This is a genomic window from Micromonospora sp. NPDC005174 (assembly GCF_040608495.1).
In the GTDB taxonomy this organism is placed as follows: Bacteria; Actinomycetota; Actinomycetes; order Mycobacteriales; family Micromonosporaceae; genus Micromonospora.
The window spans coordinates 92,719-110,722 of the sequence record NZ_JBEXIJ010000011.1; the positions used below are offsets into that span (position 1 = coordinate 92,719).

General features: G+C 73.2%; 12 protein-coding genes. 8 read left to right on the plus strand and 4 right to left on the minus strand.

What is annotated here, in order from left to right:
* Window positions 1-41 precede the first annotated feature (41 nt).
* Both ABZU91_RS15065 and ilvA read left to right on the plus strand, forming a co-directional pair.
* A complete protein-coding gene (locus ABZU91_RS15065) occupies window positions 42-998 on the plus strand; it encodes a DUF4328 domain-containing protein (RefSeq protein WP_355239600.1) in 957 nt (318 codons plus the stop codon).
* Window positions 995-2,215: a threonine ammonia-lyase gene (gene ilvA, locus ABZU91_RS15070; RefSeq protein WP_355239603.1), complete on the plus strand. Its 1,221-nt coding sequence runs from the start codon at window positions 995-997 to the stop codon at window positions 2,213-2,215. The genes ABZU91_RS15065 and ilvA overlap by 4 nt, the downstream gene beginning before the upstream one ends.
* A 48-nt stretch (window positions 2,216-2,263) precedes the next feature.
* Here ilvA and greA read toward each other — a convergent pair whose 3' ends face one another.
* Window positions 2,264-2,761, minus strand: a complete 498-nt coding sequence (gene greA / locus ABZU91_RS15075) for a transcription elongation factor GreA (RefSeq protein WP_355239606.1) — start codon at window positions 2,759-2,761, stop codon at window positions 2,264-2,266.
* 167 nt (window positions 2,762-2,928) lie between these two features.
* Window positions 2,929-3,369, minus strand: coding sequence for a DUF4307 domain-containing protein (locus tag ABZU91_RS15080; protein ID WP_355239609.1), 441 nt, complete (start codon window positions 3,367-3,369; stop codon window positions 2,929-2,931).
* A 201-nt stretch (window positions 3,370-3,570) separates the two neighbouring features.
* Here ABZU91_RS15080 and mca point away from each other — a divergent pair, with 201 nt between their 5' ends.
* The 6 genes from mca (at window position 3,571) to purE (ending at window position 11,309) form a co-directional block, all read left to right on the plus strand.
* Window positions 3,571-4,452 (plus strand): mycothiol conjugate amidase Mca, encoded by an 882-nt coding sequence (gene mca, locus ABZU91_RS15085; protein ID WP_355239612.1) that lies wholly within the window; start codon window positions 3,571-3,573, stop codon window positions 4,450-4,452.
* Between the two features lie 48 nt (window positions 4,453-4,500).
* Entirely contained in the window at window positions 4,501-4,794 is a 294-nt protein-coding gene (locus ABZU91_RS15090) for a hypothetical protein (protein WP_355239615.1), read from the plus strand.
* A 229-nt stretch (window positions 4,795-5,023) separates the two neighbouring features.
* On the plus strand, window positions 5,024-7,504 hold the full coding sequence (locus ABZU91_RS15095) for a bifunctional diguanylate cyclase/phosphodiesterase (RefSeq protein WP_355239827.1): 2,481 nt from the start codon (window positions 5,024-5,026) through the stop codon (window positions 7,502-7,504).
* 40 nt (window positions 7,505-7,544) lie between these two features.
* Complete coding sequence (locus ABZU91_RS15100) at window positions 7,545-9,581, plus strand: thioredoxin domain-containing protein (RefSeq protein WP_355239618.1); 2,037 nt, start codon at window positions 7,545-7,547, stop codon at window positions 9,579-9,581.
* A 29-nt stretch (window positions 9,582-9,610) separates the two neighbouring features.
* Window positions 9,611-10,786, plus strand: a complete 1,176-nt coding sequence (locus ABZU91_RS15105) for a 5-(carboxyamino)imidazole ribonucleotide synthase (RefSeq protein WP_355239621.1) — start codon at window positions 9,611-9,613, stop codon at window positions 10,784-10,786.
* A 31-nt stretch (window positions 10,787-10,817) separates the two neighbouring features.
* A complete protein-coding gene (purE, locus tag ABZU91_RS15110; protein WP_355239624.1) occupies window positions 10,818-11,309 on the plus strand; it encodes a 5-(carboxyamino)imidazole ribonucleotide mutase in 492 nt (163 codons plus the stop codon).
* 139 nt (window positions 11,310-11,448) lie between these two features.
* Here the strand turns inward: purE and ABZU91_RS15115 are convergent, their stop codons facing one another.
* The gene (locus ABZU91_RS15115) at window positions 11,449-16,347 is read right to left on the minus strand and encodes a permease (protein ID WP_355239627.1); all 4,899 of its coding nucleotides are present in this window, start codon (window positions 16,345-16,347) and stop codon (window positions 11,449-11,451) included.
* 150 nt (window positions 16,348-16,497) lie between these two features.
* A complete protein-coding gene (locus ABZU91_RS15120; protein ID WP_355239630.1) occupies window positions 16,498-17,925 on the minus strand; it encodes a UDP-glucose/GDP-mannose dehydrogenase family protein in 1,428 nt (475 codons plus the stop codon).
* Window positions 17,926-18,004: the final 79 nt, after the last annotated feature.

The following is an 18,004-nucleotide window of genomic DNA, read 5'->3' on the forward strand; positions in this document are numbered from 1 at the left end:
AGCGTGTGCGCGCACCGTCGCGCGAACCACGAGGGACACGAATGCGCTGCCAGACCTGCGGGGACGCGCCGTCCTCCGAGCACAACGAATGTCCGCGCTGCTACACGCCGCTCGGGCAGCCGGCGGTCACGCCGGGGCTGCCGACCTACCGGGTACGGGGGATCGGGCTGGCGGCCAACGTCGCTGTCGGCGCGACCGCCGTGCTCTATCTGCTGGTGGCGCTGTCGCCGGTGATCGGGATGATGCTGGCCCGGCGGGCCAAGGCCGACGACGACCCGGAGCTGCTCCTCGCAGCGGTGCTCGTCGAGGTGGTGGCGGGGCTGGCCATGACGGTGGTCTACCTCACCGCCGCCGTCCTGGTGATCATCTGGACGTGGCGGGCACGCAAGAACACCGACGCCTTCCCCGGTGCGCTGCCCACACTCGGAGCGGGCTGGGCGATCGCCGGCTGGCTGGTGCCGTTCGCGAACTTCGTGGTGCCGGCCCGGGTCGTGGCGGGCGTGGCCCGGGACAGCCTCTGGCGGCGGTTCACGCCGACCCTCGTGAGCGTCTGGTGGTGCTCCTGGCTGGTGTTCAGCGTGGGTGAGAGGCTGAGCAGCCGCGTCGGCGACAAGGCGTACGCGAAGCTACCGGAGACCCCGTTCAACGACGTCGGCTACCAGGCGTACGTCGACCATTACCGGGACTCCCTGCTCCGCAACGCGCTGCCCGCGCTGGGTTGCGTGGTCGCGGCGGTGACGCTGGTCCTGCTGATCCACCGGATCTCCGCAGCGCAGGAGGCCCGGATCGCCCGCGCTGCCCCGGCGTGGCCGACCGCGCCGGTCTGGTCGGCGCAAGCATGGCCGCCGGCCCCGCCGCCCGTCCCGGCCCCGCCGCCCGTCCCGGCCCCGGCCCCGACCGCTGCCGCCGCCCCTGAGGCGCCGGGAGCCGCGCCCGCGTCGTTCACCCCGGTGTCGCCGCCGAGGGTGCCGGGGTCGGGTGGCACGATCGGGGCATGACGGAACTGGTCGGCCTCGACGACGTACGGGCTGCGCGGAAACTGCTCGCCGACGTCGTCCGGACCACCCCGCTGGAGCCCTCCCGACCGCTGAGCGCGGCGCTGGGCGGGCCGGTCTGGCTCAAGTGCGAGAACGTGCAGCGCGCCGGCTCGTACAAGGTGCGTGGTGCGTACGTGCGGATCTCGCGGCTGTCGGCGGCGGAGCGCGAGCGCGGTGTGGTCGCGGCGAGCGCCGGGAATCACGCCCAGGGCGTGGCTCTCGCCGCCGGGCTGGTCGGCACGCACGCGACCGTGTTCATGCCGGTCAACGCGCCGCTGCCGAAGGTCGCCGCCACCAAGGGGTACGGCGCGCAGGTCGAGTTGGCCGGTAACACGGTCGACGAGTCGCTGGTGGCCGCTCAGACCTACGCCGAGCTGACCGGTGCGGTGCTCATCCACCCGTTCGACCACACGGACGTGATCGCCGGGCAGGGCACGGTGGCGCTGGAGATCCTCGACCAGTGTCCGGACGTGCGGACGATCATCACGGGGGTGGGCGGCGGTGGCCTGATCTCGGGCATGGCGGTGGCCGCCAAGGCACTGCGCCCGGACGTACGCATCGTCGGTGTGCAGGCTGCGGGCGCGGCGGCCTTCCCGCCCTCCCTGGAGGCCGGGGAGCCGGTCCGGCTGCCCGCGTTCGCCACCATCGCGGACGGTATCGCGGTCGGACGGCCGGGGGAGATCACCTTCAACCATGTCCGCAAGCTGGTCGACGAGATCGTCACGGTCTCCGAGGAGGACATCTCGCGGGCCCTGCTGATGCTGCTGGAGCGCGGCAAGCAGGTCGTCGAGCCGGCCGGGGCGGTCGGCGTGGCCGCGCTCCTGGCCGGCGTGGTGGAGGTGGAGACGCCGGTGGTGGCGGTGCTCTCCGGCGGCAACATCGACCCACTGCTGATGATGCGGGTGATCGAGCACGGTCTGGCCGCCGCCGGTCGCTACCTGCGCGTGACCGTCCGCTGCTCGGACCGGCCCGGGCAGCTCGCCTCACTGCTGAGCCAGATCGCCGAGCACCGGGCCAACGTGGTGGACGTGGAACACCAGCGGGCCAACCCGCACCTCGGCCTCGGCGAGGTGGAGGTGGCGCTGTCGGTGGAGACCCGTGGTGTGGAGCACTCCGACACGCTGATCAGCGCGCTGCGGGCCAGTGGTTACCAGGTGGTCTTCGCCGCCGAGGCGTGACGGTGGTGTCCCGCCCCGGCGGCGTTACACCGTGGGGGGAGTTGGCGCTCAGCCGGAGAACGGCTCGAAGCTGACCACTGTCACCTTGATGTCGGCGCCGCTGGGTGCCGTGTAGGTGCAGGTCTGGCCTGCGCGGCCACCCAGGATCGCCTTGCCCAGGGCCGACTCGGGGCTGTAAACGGTCAGGTCGGTGGTGGCGGCGATCTCCCGCGAGCCGAGCAGGAAGGTCTCGGTGTCGTCGGTGTCGTCGTCGAAGTAGATCGTCACGACCATGCCGGGCGACACCTCGTCCGCCGTCGGCGCCTCGCCGACCTTCGCGGTGCGCAGCAGCTCCTGCAGGTAGCGGATGCGACCCTCGGCCTTGCCCTGCTCCTCACGGGCGGCGTGGTAGCCGCCGTTCTCGCGCAGGTCGCCCTCCTCGCGGCGAGCGTTGATCTCGGCCGCGATCGCCGGTCGGTTGGCGATGTGCTCGTCGAGCTCTGCCTGGAGGCGGTCGTACGCGTCCTGGGACAGCCAGGTGGCGGGCGCCTCGTTGCCAGTGGACACAGGCGTTCTCCTCGGTTGTGCGTGGCTGGCTGACAGGTGAACTACCAAGTTACCAGTGCGGTACGACACAGCGTGTCGGCGATCACCGGCGGTGTCCGGATCCGGCACTCCGCGTCGCCAGCGCGCGGTGGTCGTCCGCCGCCGCCGTGGAAGGGCGTTTCAGCAGCTCAGGCGGGAGGCCGACAACGCAGCACCTCACCGATGAACGGTCGGGCGCTGGTGCCCAGCCGGTGCCGGGCGCTCACGTGCCGGTCGCCGGGGGAGGCGGTGACAGTGACCTCGTCGCGGGCCACCTCGACGCCCGCGCGATCCCGGGCGCGCAGGACACAGATCGCCGAGCCGCCCTCCGGCACCCGTACCCGGAAGTCGACCACCACCTGACTGTCCGTGATGTCGGTGTAGGTGATCACCTGGGCGCCGTAGAGCGGGTCGCCGTACTGGCGGTACAGCCGCAGCGAGATCAGACTCAGCCCCACCACCAGCACCAGGAGCACCAGCGCGGCCAGCAGCGTACGGCGACGGGCGTCACCGGGCGCACGGCGGCGGCCGTAGCGTCCGGCCGGGAAAACCGGCGCGCCCGGTGAAATTGTGGCGTGCGTCTCGGTCACCGGCGGGTATCTCCTGGCGTTGTTGTCGGCGGCATCGGCAAGAATGGCAGGAGTCCATCCTCCCAGCCCGGCCGAGAGCCAGGAATGGCAGGTCGGGTCCCGCAGGTGCCGAGCGGCCGCGGGGCGTGGGGGAATACCGGCAGGTCAGCCGGTCGAGCCCGGTCGGGTCCACCGGCCGGCACACACGAGGAGCGCCGAAAGTTGGCAGAGCAGCTGCGTCTCATGGCCGTCCACGCGCACCCGGACGACGAGTCGAGCAAGGGTGCGGCGACCATGGCGAAGTACGTCGCCCAGGGGGTCGACGTGCTGGTGGTGACGTGCACCGGCGGTGAGCGCGGCAGCGTGCTCAACCCCAAGCTCGACCGGCCCGACGTGTGGGCCAACATCGCGGACATCCGGCGCGCCGAGATGGACGCCGCGCGGGCGATCCTCGGCGTCGACCAGGCCTGGCTCGGGTTCGTCGACTCCGGCCTGCCCGAGGGTGATCCGCTGCCGCCGCTCCCCGAGGGCTGCTTCGCCCTCCAGGACGTCGAGGTTGCCGCCGGCCCTCTGGTCCGGTTGATGCGGGAGTTCCGTCCGCACGTGGTGACCACGTACGACGAGGAGGGTGGCTACCCGCACCCCGACCACATCATGTGCCACAAGGTGAGCGTGGCCGCGTTCGAGGCGGCCGGCGACCCGGAGCGCTATCCCGAACTGGGCGAGCCCTGGCAGCCGCTGAAGCTCTACTACGACATCGGCTTCTCCAAGGCCAAGATCATGGCCCTGCACGAGGCGGTGCTCGCCACGGGTGCCGAGTCGCCGTACGAGGAGTGGCTCAAGCGCTGGGACGAGCGCCCGGACAAGGGCCCGCGGATCACCACCCGCGTCGACTGCGCCGAATACTTCCCGGTTCGGGACGACGCGCTGCGCGCCCACGCCACCCAGGTCGACCCGGACGGCTTCTGGTTCCACGTGCCCATGGAGATGCAGCAGCAGGCCTGGCCGACGGAGGATTTCGAGTTGGCGCGCACCATGGTGGAGAGCCCGCTGCCCGAGTCGGACCTCTTCGCCGGAGTGCGGGAGACGGCGCACGCGCGCTGATTCCGGCCGGGGCTACCCTGGTAGGCAATCGCACATCGGAGGAACACCATGCTGACCGCTGCCCAGGTGCTCGCGGAGAACAACTTCGGGGACACCCGCACGGGTGGTCTGGCCGGACCGATGGGCCTCCTCCTCATCCTGCTGCTGGCCGCGGCGACGATCCTGCTGATCCGCAACATGAATGCCCGACTGCGGCGTCTGCCCGACCGGTTCCCGCAGCCGGGTCGGCCGGCCGATCCGACCAGGGCCGACGCTTCAGTCGTCGATCCGACAGACGGGACCGGCACGGATGATTCATCCACGCCCGCTCCCAATGGGCACCAGCAGCAGCGGAACGGGTAGTCCGCCCATGATTCACGCCGAACCGGGTGGTGGACCCCTGTTGCGACCACCCGGTTTGGCTTAGCCTTCCGCCGGGGGACCAAAAGTCCCCGAGCCGTGCGCGGAAGGGGGCGCCGATGACCAGCACAGCACCGGCCGCCCGCCGTACCGTCGTTCGACCGGCTGACGGGAGAGGTCGATGACCTCCGGCCCGGCCGGCGACCCGTTCGACCGGCTCGGGGTGCACGGCATGCCTGCCCGGCTGCGCGTGCTGACCCTCGCGGTCACGGTGACCGCGCTGGTGGCCGCCGTGGTCGGGTTGACCCTTCCGTCCGGCCTGCCGGCCGATGACCCGCTGGGTGGTCCGGCCCGCTTCGGTATCGCCGTCGGCGTCCTGGCCGTGGCCCAACTGGCCCGGCTCCGGTTCCGCGGCGCGGCCGGCATGGTCAGCATCACCTGGGGTGAGGCCGCCCTGATCGTCTGCCTCTACCTCGCTCCGGCCGGCTGGCTGCCGTCGGCCACGCTCCTCGGCACCGGGCTGGCCTGGACGGGGCTGTCCCTGCACAGTGACCGCCGCCCGCCGCTGGAGATCGTCCGGATCGCCGCGTCGCTGGCCGCCGCGTCGGCGCTGGCCGTGACCGTGACCACCGCCCTCGGGCATCCCCTGCTCACCCCGCCGAACCCGATGCTGGCGCTGGCCGTGGTCGCGGGGTCGGTGACGTACCTGATGGTGACGGCCTGGCTCGGTGGGGTCGCCCTGAGCCTGCGGCACGGGCTGCCGGTCGGGCCGCCGCTGCTGGCCGCGCTGCGGGGCAAGCTGCTGATGTTCGTCGGCAACGTGGCGGTCGGTCTGGTGGTGATCGCGCTGCTGGAGCTCGACCCGCGCTGGTTGCTGCTGCTCCCACCGCTGCTCTGGCTGCTGCAACAGACGTACCGCTACCGCCTGCGGGCGGACCAGGAACGCCGGACGTGGCGTGCCTTCGCCGAGGCGACCGCAGCCCTCAACCAGCTCGACGAGCGGGGCGTGGCCAGCGCGGCGGTGACCGGCGCGCTGACGCTGTTCAACGCCGAGCTGGTCGATGTCGACGTGGCCCGGCCGGACGGCAGGTGGCGCCGCTACCGGGGGGACGCCGGGGGTCAGTTGCTCGACCGGGAGGTTGGCCCGCCCGAGCGGTCCGAGCCCGACGAGTACGAGCTGATCCGTCCCCTGTCGGTGGGTGCCGCGCCGGTCGGTCAGCTACGGGTCCGGTTCCCCCGCTCCGCTCCACCGTCGACCCGGGAACGCGACGCGGTGGCCGCGTTCGGGGATGCGCTCGCCGCCGCCCTGCACGACGCGGCGACCCACCGGGAGCTGCGGCTGGTCACCGCCCGATCGTCGTACGAGGCGGTGCACGACCCGCTCACCGGGCTGGCGAACCGCGCGGCGATGCTCGGCAAGGGCGACCAGTCGCTGCGGCAGCTCGCACACGACCACCCGGTGGCGCTGCTGCTGCTGGACATCAACCAGTTCAAGGAAGTCAACGACACCCTCGGGCATGCGGCCGGCGACCAGTTGCTGCGGCTGACCGCCAACCGGCTCAGCGCGCTGACCCGCCCCGGTGACCTGCTCGGCCGGCTCGGAGGCGACGAGTTCGCGCTGCTGCTCACCTCGGTCCCCGTGCTCGGTGACCGGGCCGCGCCGATGGCACACGCGCTGCGTCAGGCCCGCGAGATCGCCGAGCGGCTGGCCGCGCCGACCGAGGTGGCCGGGGTACGGATGTCCATCGAGGTCTCCGTCGGCGTGGTCGTCGCCGACGCCGGCACCGCCGACCTGACCGAGCTGCTGCGCCGCGCGGACATCGCGATGTACCAGGCCAAGGAGGGCGGCGGCAGCGTCGCGGCGTACGACAGCACCCGGGACGCGGCCAGCACCGACCAGTTGGCCCTGCTGGCGGAGCTGCGCGAGGCGTTGAAGGTCGACGACCAGTTGGTGCTGGCGTTGCAGCCGGCGGTCGATCTGGCCACCGGCGCGCCCACCGGCGTCGAGGCGCTGATCCGCTGGCAGCACCCCCGGCGGGGCTGGCTCAACCCGGCCGACTTCATCCGTCCGGTGGAGAACAGCGAGCAGCTCGGCACCTTCACCCGCTATGTGCTCGACAAGGCGCTCGGCGTGGCCGCGAGCTGGGCCCGCGAGGGGCTGGACGTCCCGATCTCGGTCAACCTGTCCGCGCGTAGCCTGCTCGATCCCCGCCTGCCGGCGGAGATCGCCGACGCGCTGCGCCGACACCAGGTGCCACCCCACCGGCTGGTCCTGGAGATCACCGAGACGGTGGTGATGAGCGAGCTGGAGATCATCGACGAGGTGCTCGCCAAGCTCCGGTCGATGGGCGTGCAGCTCGCGGTCGACGACTTCGGCACCGGCTTCTCCTCGTTGACCTTCCTCACCCGGATCGCGGTGGACGAGTTGAAGGTGGACCGCTCCTTCGTGATCCGGATGGCCGACTCGCCGGAGGCCGCGGCGATCGTCCGGACCACCGTCGGGCTCGCCCACGAGTTGGGGCTGCGGGTGGTCGCCGAGGGCGTGGAGACGGCCGAGCAACGGCTGGCCCTGGCCGAGCTGGGCTGTACGTCCGCGCAGGGCTACCACTTCTTCAAGCCCATGCCGGCGGACAAGATCGGCGCGGTGCTGGGTTCGCTGCGCGACTCGGCCGACTCGAACGTCTTCCGCCTGCGCGCCGACGGCGCCTCCTGACCGCCCGGCGCGTCCCGGCCGGGGTGGTTATGGTCGTCGGGTGAATCGACTCGCCGACGCCACTTCTCCGTACCTGCTCCAGCACGCCGACAATCCGGTCGACTGGTGGCCCTGGTGCGACGAGGCGTTCGCCGAGGCGAAACGGCGTGACGTGCCGGTGCTCATCTCGGTGGGCTACGCGGCCTGCCACTGGTGTCACGTCATGGCGCACGAGTCGTTCGAGAACGAGCAGGTCGGGGCCCTGATGAACGACAACTTCGTGTCGATCAAGGTGGACCGCGAGGAGCGTCCCGACGTCGACGCCGTCTACATGACCGCCACCCAGGCGATGACCGGCCAGGGCGGCTGGCCGATGACGGTCTTCGCCACCCCCGACGGCACGCCGTTCTTCTGCGGCACCTACTTCCCGCGCGCCAACTTCATCCGCCTGCTCCAGTCGGTCACCACCGCCTGGGGGGACCAGCGGGACGAGGTGCTGCGCCAGGGCGCCGCCGTGGTCGAGGCGATCGGTGGCGCGCAGGCCGTGGGCGGCCCCACCGCGCCGCTGGACGGCCCACTGCTCGACGCCGCGGCCGGCAACCTGGCCGGTGAGTACGACGAGACGAACGGCGGGTTCGGGGGCGCCCCGAAGTTCCCGCCGCACATGAACCTGCTCTTCCTGCTGCGCCACCACCAGCGCACCGGTGACCCGCGCAGCCTGGAGATCGTGCGGCACACCGCCGAGGCGATGGCCCGGGGCGGCATCTACGACCAGCTCGCCGGTGGCTTCGCCAGGTACTCGGTGGACGCGCACTGGACGGTGCCGCACTTCGAGAAGATGCTCTACGACAACGCGCTGCTGCTGCGCGTCTACACGCAGCTCTGGCGGCTGACCGGCGATCCGCTGGCCCGTCGCGTCGCCCGGGACACGGCCCGGTTCCTCGCCGACGAGCTGCACCGGCCGGGGGAGGGGTTCGCGTCCGCGCTGGACGCCGACACCGAGGGCGTCGAGGGGCTCACCTACGCCTGGACGCCCGCGCAGCTCGTCGAGGCGCTCGGCGAGGACGACGGCCGCTGGGCGGCCGACCTGTTCGCCGTCACCAGCGACGGCACCTTTGAGCACGGCACGAGCGTGCTCAAGCTCGCGCGGGACGTCGACGACGTCGCGCCCGAGATCCGTACCCGCTGGCAGGGTGTGGTCGGGCAACTGCTCGCGGCCCGCGACACCCGGCCCCAGCCGGCCCGCGACGACAAGGTGGTGGCCGCGTGGAACGGCCTGGCGATCACCGCGATCGTCGAGTTCCTCCAGGTCGCCGCGCTGTCCCTGAAGACGCGGGACGAGGGCGCCAACCTGTTGGAGGGCGTCACCATCGTCGCGGACGGCGCGATGCGTGACGCCGCCGAGCACCTGGCCTCCGTGCACGTGGTCGACGGCCGGCTGCGTCGGGTCTCCCGCGACGGCAGGGTCGGTGAGCCGGCCGGGGTTCTGGAGGACTACGGCTGCGTGGCCGAGGCGTTCTGCGCGCTGCACCAGTTCACCGGCGAGGGACGCTGGCTGACCCTGGCCGGTCAGCTGCTGGACACCGCGCTGGAGCGCTTCGCCGCGCCCGGCGGCGCCTACTACGACACGGCCGACGATGCGGAGCAGTTGGTCGCCCGGCCGGCCGATCCGACCGACAACGCCACCCCGTCGGGACGGTCGGCGCTGGTGGCCGGGCTGGTGGCGTACTCCGCGCTGACCGGGGAGACCCGCTACCGCGAGGCCGCCGAGGCGGCGCTCGCCACCGTGGCACCGATCGTGGGGCGGCACGCCCGCTTCGCGGGGTACGCGGCGACCGTCGGCGAGGCGCTGCTGTCGGGGCCATACGAGATCGCGGTGGCAACCGACGACCCGGCCGGTGACCCGCTGGTGGCCGCCGCCCACCGGTACGCACCGCCCGGCGCGGTGGTGGTCGCCGGCCTCCCGGACCAGCCCGGTGTGCCGTTGCTCGCCGACCGTCCGCTGGTCGACGGCCGCTCCGCCGCGTACGTCTGCCGGGGTTTCGTCTGCCAGCGGCCGGTCACCACCGTCGATGAGTTGATCGCCGAGCTGGGCTGAGTCGGGGCACCCGGTAGGCTGGCCGCGCTATGGAATCCCGTACCGGTCTGCCTGTTGTCGGCATGGTGGGTGGCGGCCAGTTGGCCCGGATGACCCACCAGGCCGCGATCGCCCTCGGCCAGTCACTGCGTGTGCTCGCGAGCGCCCCCGACGACGGTGCGGCGCTCGTCGCCGCCGACGTCCAGTACGGCGACCACACCGACCTGGTCGCCCTGCGTACCTTCGCCAAGGGCTGTGACGTGGTCACCTTCGACCACGAGCACGTGCCCAACGAGTACATCCGCACCCTGACGGCCGAAGGGGTGACCCTGTACCCGCCGGCGGACGCGCTGCTGCACGCCCAGGACAAGCAGGTGATGCGGGAGCGTCTGACCGAGCTGGGCGCTCCCAACCCCGCGTGGCGGCCCGTCGGCGAACCCGCCGACCTGGTCGGCTTCGGCGAGCAGGTCGGCTGGCCGGTGGTGCTCAAGGCGGCCCGGGGCGGCTACGACGGCCGGGGCGTCTGGATGGTCGACGACGCCACCCAGGCCACCGAGCTGGCGACCACGCTGCTCGCCGGAGGCACCCGGCTGCTCGTCGAGGAGCGGGTGCCGCTGCGCCGGGAACTCGCCGTGCAGGTGGCCCGTTCGCCGTTCGGGCAGGTGGCCGCGTACCCGGTGGTCGAGACGGTCCAGCGCGACGGCATCAACGTCGAGGTGCTGGCCCCGGCACCCGGCCTGGACGAGGACCTGGCCGTCGCCGCCCAGCAGCTCGCCATCGACCTGGCAACCGCGCTCGGCGTGGTCGGTCTGCTCGCCGTGGAGCTATTCGAGGTGCGCGACGACGCCGGCCGGCCGGCGATCGTGGTCAACGAGCTGGCGATGCGTCCGCACAACTCGGGGCACTGGACCATCGAGGGTGCCCGGACCTCCCAGTTCGAGCAGCATGTGCGGGCGGTGCTGGACTACCCGATGGGCGACACGGCGCTGACGGCGCCGGTGGTGGTCTCGGCGAACGTCCTCGGTGGCGAGCCGGGCGGGATCTCGATCGACGAGCGGCTGCACCACCTCTTCGCCGCCGAGCCGGGGGCCAAGGTGCACCTCTACGGCAAGCAGGTACGCCCCGGCCGCAAGATCGGGCACGTCACGGTGCTCGGCGACGATCTGGACGACGTACGGGCCCGGGCGGCGCGGGCCGCGCGCTGGCTCCGCGAGGGGCACGAGTGACCCGGGCGGCCGCGAACCAAGGAGGACTCCGGTGACCACGGTCGGACTGATCATGGGCAGCGACTCGGACTGGCCGACGATGCGGGCTGCCGCAGAGGTGCTGGACGACTTCGAGGTGTCGTACGAGGTGCGGGTCATCTCGGCACACCGGACCCCGGTCGCGATGATCGACTACGGCCGGGACGCTGCCGACCGTGGGCTCAAGGTGATCATCGCCGGTGCGGGTGGCGCCGCCGCGCTGCCGGGCATGGTCGCCTCGGTGACACCGCTGCCGGTGATCGGCGTGCCGGTGCCGTTGAAGCACCTCGACGGCATGGACTCGCTGCTGTCCATCGTGCAGATGCCGGCGGGGATTCCGGTGGCCACCGTGTCGATCGGCAACGCCCGCAACGCCGGCCTGCTGGCCGTCCGGATCCTCGGCGCGTCCGACGAGACGCTGCGGACCCGCATGGCGAAGTACCAGCAGGACCTGGAGCAGCTCATCAAGACCAAGGACGCAGCCCTCCAGGCCACCCTCCCGTAACCAGGCCCCTTCCCTTCCTCCTGCGCGATCTTGCACTTTCGGTGGTCGTTAAGCTGCTTTTGTCCAGCTATGCGGCGACAGAAGGTGCAAGATCGCGGGAGACCCGCACCGCGCGGACCCGGCACGCTCACCCTCCGGCCTATCTCATGCCGCGTAGGGCGGTCTGGAGGCGTTCCTGAGCTCGGCGGCGGCGTTCGTTGCTGGCACCGAGGACGAGCAGCAGGATGCCCACGGGGATCAGCGCCAGCCACGGGCCGAGGCTGACCAGGGCGTGGATCGCGGCGATCGCGGTGACCGAAGCGCCGACGATCACCGGGGCCTGTTGCCGGCTGGACGAGCCGAAGATCAGCACCGCCACCGCACCGAGCAGCAACAGCATCTGCCGCAGTGTGCTGGATTCGGTGGCCAGCACGATCGCCAGCGTCGGCACGAACGCGGCGACCAGCGCCGGCCCGTACGCCACCCAACTGCTCAGATCCGGGCGGTGGCGCAGTTCCAGCACGCCGACCAGCAGGGCCAGCGCGGCGAACGGCAGCGTGTACGCCTCGGGCAGCGCCACGTCGGCGACGCGCATCAGGATCCACCAGGCGGTGATCTCGCAGAACACCACCGCCCAGAAGAGAATCCGCCGCTCCACTGGCCGTCGGCCGGGTCGGGTCGCCGCCACGCCGAGGACCGCGCCCCAGGCTGCCAGCAGGGCGGCGATGTGCCGCGGTGAGTCGAAGGCGAGGGCCAGCGCGATCAGCGCCGCCGCGTACCCGGTCCACTGCACCGTGGCCGCCTCGCGCTGCGCCTCGGGGCGGCGCAGTTGGGGCAGGGTCGCCGCGAGGACCTGGAGTATCGCGCCGACGGCGAGCACCCCGAACGCGGACCAGACCGCGGCGAGCCCGGCGATCAGGCCGGCGGTCAGCACGAAGAGCTGCGCCATCAGCGAGGCGAAGAGCCAGCCGAGGATGCGCGCCCGCTGGGTGGTGCCGAACAGGGCCGCCACCGCGCCCACACCCACCGCGCCACCGAGGGTGAACAGGGTCAGTTGCTCCTCGGCCAGGCTGCCGGCCAGGCCAGCGCCACCGGCGGCCAGACCGATGACGAACACCAGCACCCGGGCCAGCCGCAGCGAACGGGCCGGCTCGACGAGCGGCGGTGGCGGGGTCAGGGCGAGACCGAGCATGGAGATGGTGAACACGGACAGCGCGGCGAGGGTGCTCGCCGGCCAGCTGCTGCCCAACGCGATGGGCGCGATCAGCAGCGTGACGGCGGCGCCGGGAAGCACCACAGGTACGGCCCGGGACCGCCGCCCGCCGCTGAAACCGGTGGCGGCCAGGGCCGCCGTCGCCGTGAGCAGCAGCGCGGTCAGCACGTGGGTCGGATTGACCACGTCCGGCGGCGGGGTGAGCAGTTCCGGCGGTGGACCCTGCCAGATCCGATCCACCGTGCGCTGCGGCTCGACCAGGGCGAAGACCAGCGCGGGCGCGATCGAGACGAGGGCCAGTGCGGTCGGCAGGGCGGCGGCTGCGAGCGCGCCGGCGGAGGGGCTGACCCGCCACCGCCGCCGATCCGGGTCGTCCGGTAGCCGGCGCAGCGCGCCGTCGAGCAGCACCGCCCAGCGGCGGACCGGCTGGGCGGCGGCGGTGGGCGGCACGGTCGCCGCGCGGATCAGCTCGGCGAGGACACCGAGCAGCGCGGCGGCGGCCGCGTAGACCCCGACGGGCAGGCCGGTCGGGATGGCGGCGAGCGCGCTGATGCTCGCACCGCCGACCACGGCCACGCTGACCCAGGGCAGGTACTGCGGCACGTGCCGGCGTACGGCGGCCACGCCGGCCAGGCCGAGGCTGGACGCGGCCAGCGCGGCGGTCAGCACCACCTCTGCCGTGTGCTGGAACTCGACGGCCAACGCCGCCACCGCGCCGGGCAACGCCAGCAGCGCCGCGCCGGCCGCCGCGCCACCGATCTGCGCCAGGTGCGGCGGCATACCCTCGGTCTCCAGGTCGTCCACCTGTGGCGCGGCCAGCACGCGCGCCAGCGTGGCCACCACGACTCCGATCAGCGCGATGCTGCCCAGCGCCAGCGCGGTGGTCCACGGGCGGACCAGGCCGGCGCCGGCACCGTGCAGCGCGACCACTCCGGCCACGGTGGCCCGGGAGAGCCCGGCCCGACCCTCCTCGGTGGCCACCGCCGCCATTCCGAAGACGGTGGCGACCATGGCCCCGACGAGCACCGGCGACCACCAGGGCAGGTCGAAGGCGGCCGGCGCGCCGATGGTGGCGAGCACCACGGCCACGCCGGAGGCGTCCCACCGCCAGGGCGGCGGAAGCAGGACGCCGGCGGCGACGGCCAGCAGCAGCAGTGCGATCGGCGCCTGCCAGGTCGCGCCGCCGGTCGGCGCCGCGGGCCAGTTGCTCAGGTCGCCGTTCCAGATCGGACCGGGCGTGGCCAGCACACCCACCCCACCGCGCAGCGCCGTCCAACCCGCCAACACTCCGATGAGTACGCCGCCGACGGCGATGCCGAGGATCGGGCCGCGTCGCCACTCCTCGGGCATGGCGCGGGCGGCCACGGCCACGACCAGGAGCAGGCCGGCGGCCACCGCCAGCTGTCCACCCGGGGCGAGGACCGCGGCGATCCGCACCATCGTGGCGATCAGGGCGGTGGTCACCGCCGCGGCGGCCAGGTCGGAGCCGTCCAGGGCGAGGTCGGAACGGCGGCCGGCGTCGATCGAGGGAGCCAGGAAGAGCAGTACCGCGGCGACCAGCAGCAGCGCCCCGACCCAGGCGTCGGCGACCGTCGCACCGGGCGCGCCGAAGGCGGCGGCGGTGACGAGGAGCCCGCCCAGCCCGGTGCCCACCGACAGGGGCACCGGGATGCGCCGCTGCGAGACCTGCACCATCGCGGCGTACCCGAGGGTCACGCAGACGGCCAGGAAGCTCGCCGCCAGCACCGGGACGGTCACCTCGCGGAGGCTGGCCGGGGTGGGTGTCTCGTCGACGGGCATGGTGGCGGCCACGAAGGCGGCCACCGCTCCGGGCAGCGCGAAGGCCGCGCCTCCGGCGGCCCACGCCGTGACCGTGTCGGCTGCGGCCGACGCGATCCGGACCCGGGGTGCCAGGGCGACCAGCGCGCCGGCCGCGAACAGGGTGAGCAGGACCGCCGCCGTGAGCGCGGGCCGGGACAGGCCGGCGCCCGCGCCGAACAGGCCCACCACGGCGGCGCCGACCGCGTGGGCCAGGGCGGCCCGGGTGGTACGCGCGGAGAGGCCGATGACCCCGATGCCGATCGCGGTGACCACCATCGGCCAGGGGGCGGACGCCCACCCGAGGCTGAACGACGCCGGTACGGCGAGCGCCGTCAACGCGGCACCGGCGACCGCGAACTCGCGGCGGATCTCCGGCGGCAGGGCCAGCACCGCGGCGATGGTGAGCAGGAACGCGGCGGCGGCGAGCTGCCACGTGGTCGGGCCGACGGCGGCGGCCAGCTCGGCGGGGTACCGGTCGAGGTCGGCGTCCCAGGCGGGCAGTGCCGCCCGGACAGGGGCGACGCCGGCTCGGAGCGCTCCTCCGGCGACCACCAGTCCGCTGACGGTGAGCGCGACCGCCGAGGCGATCTGCGGGCCGCGTCGGGCTGCCTCGGGGACCGCGCGTACGGCCAGCCCGGTCGCCGTGATCACGGCCGCGATCAGCAGCAGCGACTGGTCGGGCAGTGCCACCGAGACGATCCGGCCGAACGCGCCGATCACGGCCAGGGTGACGATGCCTGCCGCCACGTCCGGCAGCGGGGGGCGGCGCAGCACCAGCGCGCCGGCCAGCCCGACGGCGGCGGCGAGCAGGAGGACCAGCCCGGCGCCGGTCGCCGTGGGCACGGTCTCGGCCCGCAGCAGGGCGGTCACCGCGTACGCCAGGGCGACCGCCACGGCTACCGCGTGCAGCGCCCAGGTCAGCTCGCGGAGGCCGGGAACCGGGCGGGCGGGCCGGGTGTCGGCGGTACGCGGGTCGGCGTCGAGCACCTCGCCGGCCTCTTCCGGGTCGCCCTCCGGCCGGGCCTCGGCGTCGCGCTGCCGGGGTGCTGCCGATCCGCCGGCGGGTGCCGGCAGGTCCGGCGGGACGGGGCGCTCCACCACGACCGGGGAACGGGCCAGCCAGAGGTCGAGGAGAGCCACCAGGGTCAGCACCAGCGCCCAGCCGGCCGGCCCCGTGATCCGGTCGTACGCGAGCAGGGGCAGCACCGGCTGCGCGGCGACCACCGTCGCGAAGCGAGGTGCACGCAGACCTGTCCAGGCGGCGTACCCGACGGACACGGCGGCGGTGGCCGCGAAGATCAACCCGGCGAAGACGGCACCCGACGAGCCGCCGCCGACCCGGTTCACCGCCCAGAGCGCGTACCCGGCCAGCGGCACGAGCAGCAGACCCACCGCCGAGATCGTCTCCGCGGTGGAGGTGAGACCGCGCCGCGCCAGCACCGGCGGGGCGAGCAGCATCAGCACCGTGGCGAGCAGCAGGACACCGAGGCGGGCCAGCGCGTCCATCGAACTGGTCGCCACCGCGGCGAAGACCACCGCGGCCACGGCGAGCAGCAGCGCGCCCAGTCCGAGCGGAATGTTCTGCACCTCCCGGGACGACGCCTCCGGGGGGTGTTCGGGGTCGTCGGCGTCCAGCCAGGAGGCCCGGGGCGGGGGCGGCGGCGGGTCCTCCGGAACGGGCGGGGCGCCCTGCCGGGGAACCCGGGGCGGCGGCGCGCCGGTGGTGGCCGTCGGCGGACGGCGACCGGGACGGCGGCGCAGCACCCGTCGAGGCCGGGTGGCCTGCTTGATCCGCTCCTCACCGGCGTGGGCGAGGATGTCCCGCTGGAACAGCGCGGCCTGCATCTTGGTGGCGATCTGCCGCTGTTCGCGGGCGATGGCGGCGTCGCGCGCCTTCATCTCCGCGATCGAGCGCTCGATGTCCGCCAGATGTTCGACCCACTGGGGCTGGTCGGCCCCGCAGTGCGGGCACTGTACGGCCGGCTTGATCTCCCGGCCGCACGAGGAGCATTGAAAGGTCGCCACGACACCCCTCCACCCGCACTGTGGACTCCCACTGTCGCAGCATGCCCAAAGCTGGCGCGGATTTCGACACTTGTCGGCGGGTCCGTGGGAAAGAACATCATCGGCCGGCCGCGGAAAGCACTTCGCGGCCGGCCGATGTGTGGTGGATCGTCAGGGGCGGCCCATGCCCCGGTACTCCCAGCCGGCCTGGGTCCACAGTGCCGAGTCGAGACAGTTGCGCCCGTCGACGACCTTGCGGCCGCCGACCAGCTCGCCCAGGGCGACCGGGTCGGCGTTGCGGAAGTCCGCCCACTCGGTGAGGACGCAGACCAGGTCGGCGCCGGCGACGGCCTCGTTGATGCCGGGCTCGTAGGTCAGCTCGGGCACCGCGCGGCGGGCGTTCTCGGTGCCCTGCGGGTCGTGCACGTGCACGTCGGCCCCGGCCTTCTGCAACAGTGCGGCGACGGCGAGCGCCGGGGCGTCCCGGACGTCGTCGGTGTTGGGCTTGAAGGTCGCGCCCAGCACGGCGATCCGTGTGCCGGAGAAGTCCGGGCCGGCCGGCCCGGAGCGGCGGCCGAGCAGGTCCGCGGCGAGCTGGAGCACGCGGGTCCGACGACGCAGGTTGATCAGGTCGACCTCGTGCAGGAAGCGCAGAGCCTCACCGGCGCCCAGCTCCTGCGCGCGGGCCTGGAAGGCGCGGATGTCCTTGGGCAGGCAGGCGCCGCCGAAGCCAAGGCCGGCCTGGAGGAAACGGTTGCCGATGCGGGGGTCGTACCCGATGGCCCGAGCGAGCTGGGTGACGTCGCCGCCGCTGGCCTCGCAGACCTCGGCCATGGCGTTGATGAACGAGATCTTGGTGGCCAGGAAGGCGTTCGCCGCGACCTTGACCAGCTCGGCGGTCGCGAAGTCGCTGACCACCAGCGGCACCTCGCGGTCCTCGGTGGCGGCCAGGTCGAAGACGCCCTTGTGCGCGGCGTAGAGCATGCCGTTGGCCCACTCGCTCTTGACGCCGACCACGATCCGGTTGGGTCGCAGCACGTCGTCGACGGCGAAACCCTCCTGGAGGAACTCGGGGCTCCACGCCACCTCGACACCCAGGTCGCCGGGGGTGTGCTTGCCGACGAGCTGCTCGACCCACTCGGCGGTGCCCACCGGCACGGTGGACTTGCCGACGATCAGCGCCTTGCGGGTCAGGTGCTGCGCGAGGTTGGTGACCGACGCTTCGACGTACGACAGGTCGGCGCCCATCCCGTCGGCCCGCTGGGGGGTGCCGACGCAGATGAAGTGCACGTCACCGAACTCGGCGGTCTCCGCGATGTCGGTCGAGAACCGCAGCCGGCCGGCGGCCAGGTTGCGCTTGAGCAGCTCGTCCAGGCCGGGCTCGTGGATCGGCACCTCGCCGGCGTTCAGCATCGCGATCTTGTCCGCGTCGACGTCGAACCCGAGTACCTCGTAGCCCAGCTCGGCGTAGCAGATGGCGTACGTCGCACCGAGGTAACCGGTCCCCAGGAACGTCACCCGCGGCCGAGGCGCGCCCGAGGGCGGCGTCACCGCGGCGATGGCGGGGGTCGGCTGGATGGTGGGGTAGGGGATCGTCACGCCTGTCTTCTCCGCTCGCACTGGCGGCGCGTCGTCGCGTCGCATTCTGCTGCGGCGCCTGGCCGGGCACCGGAGGGGT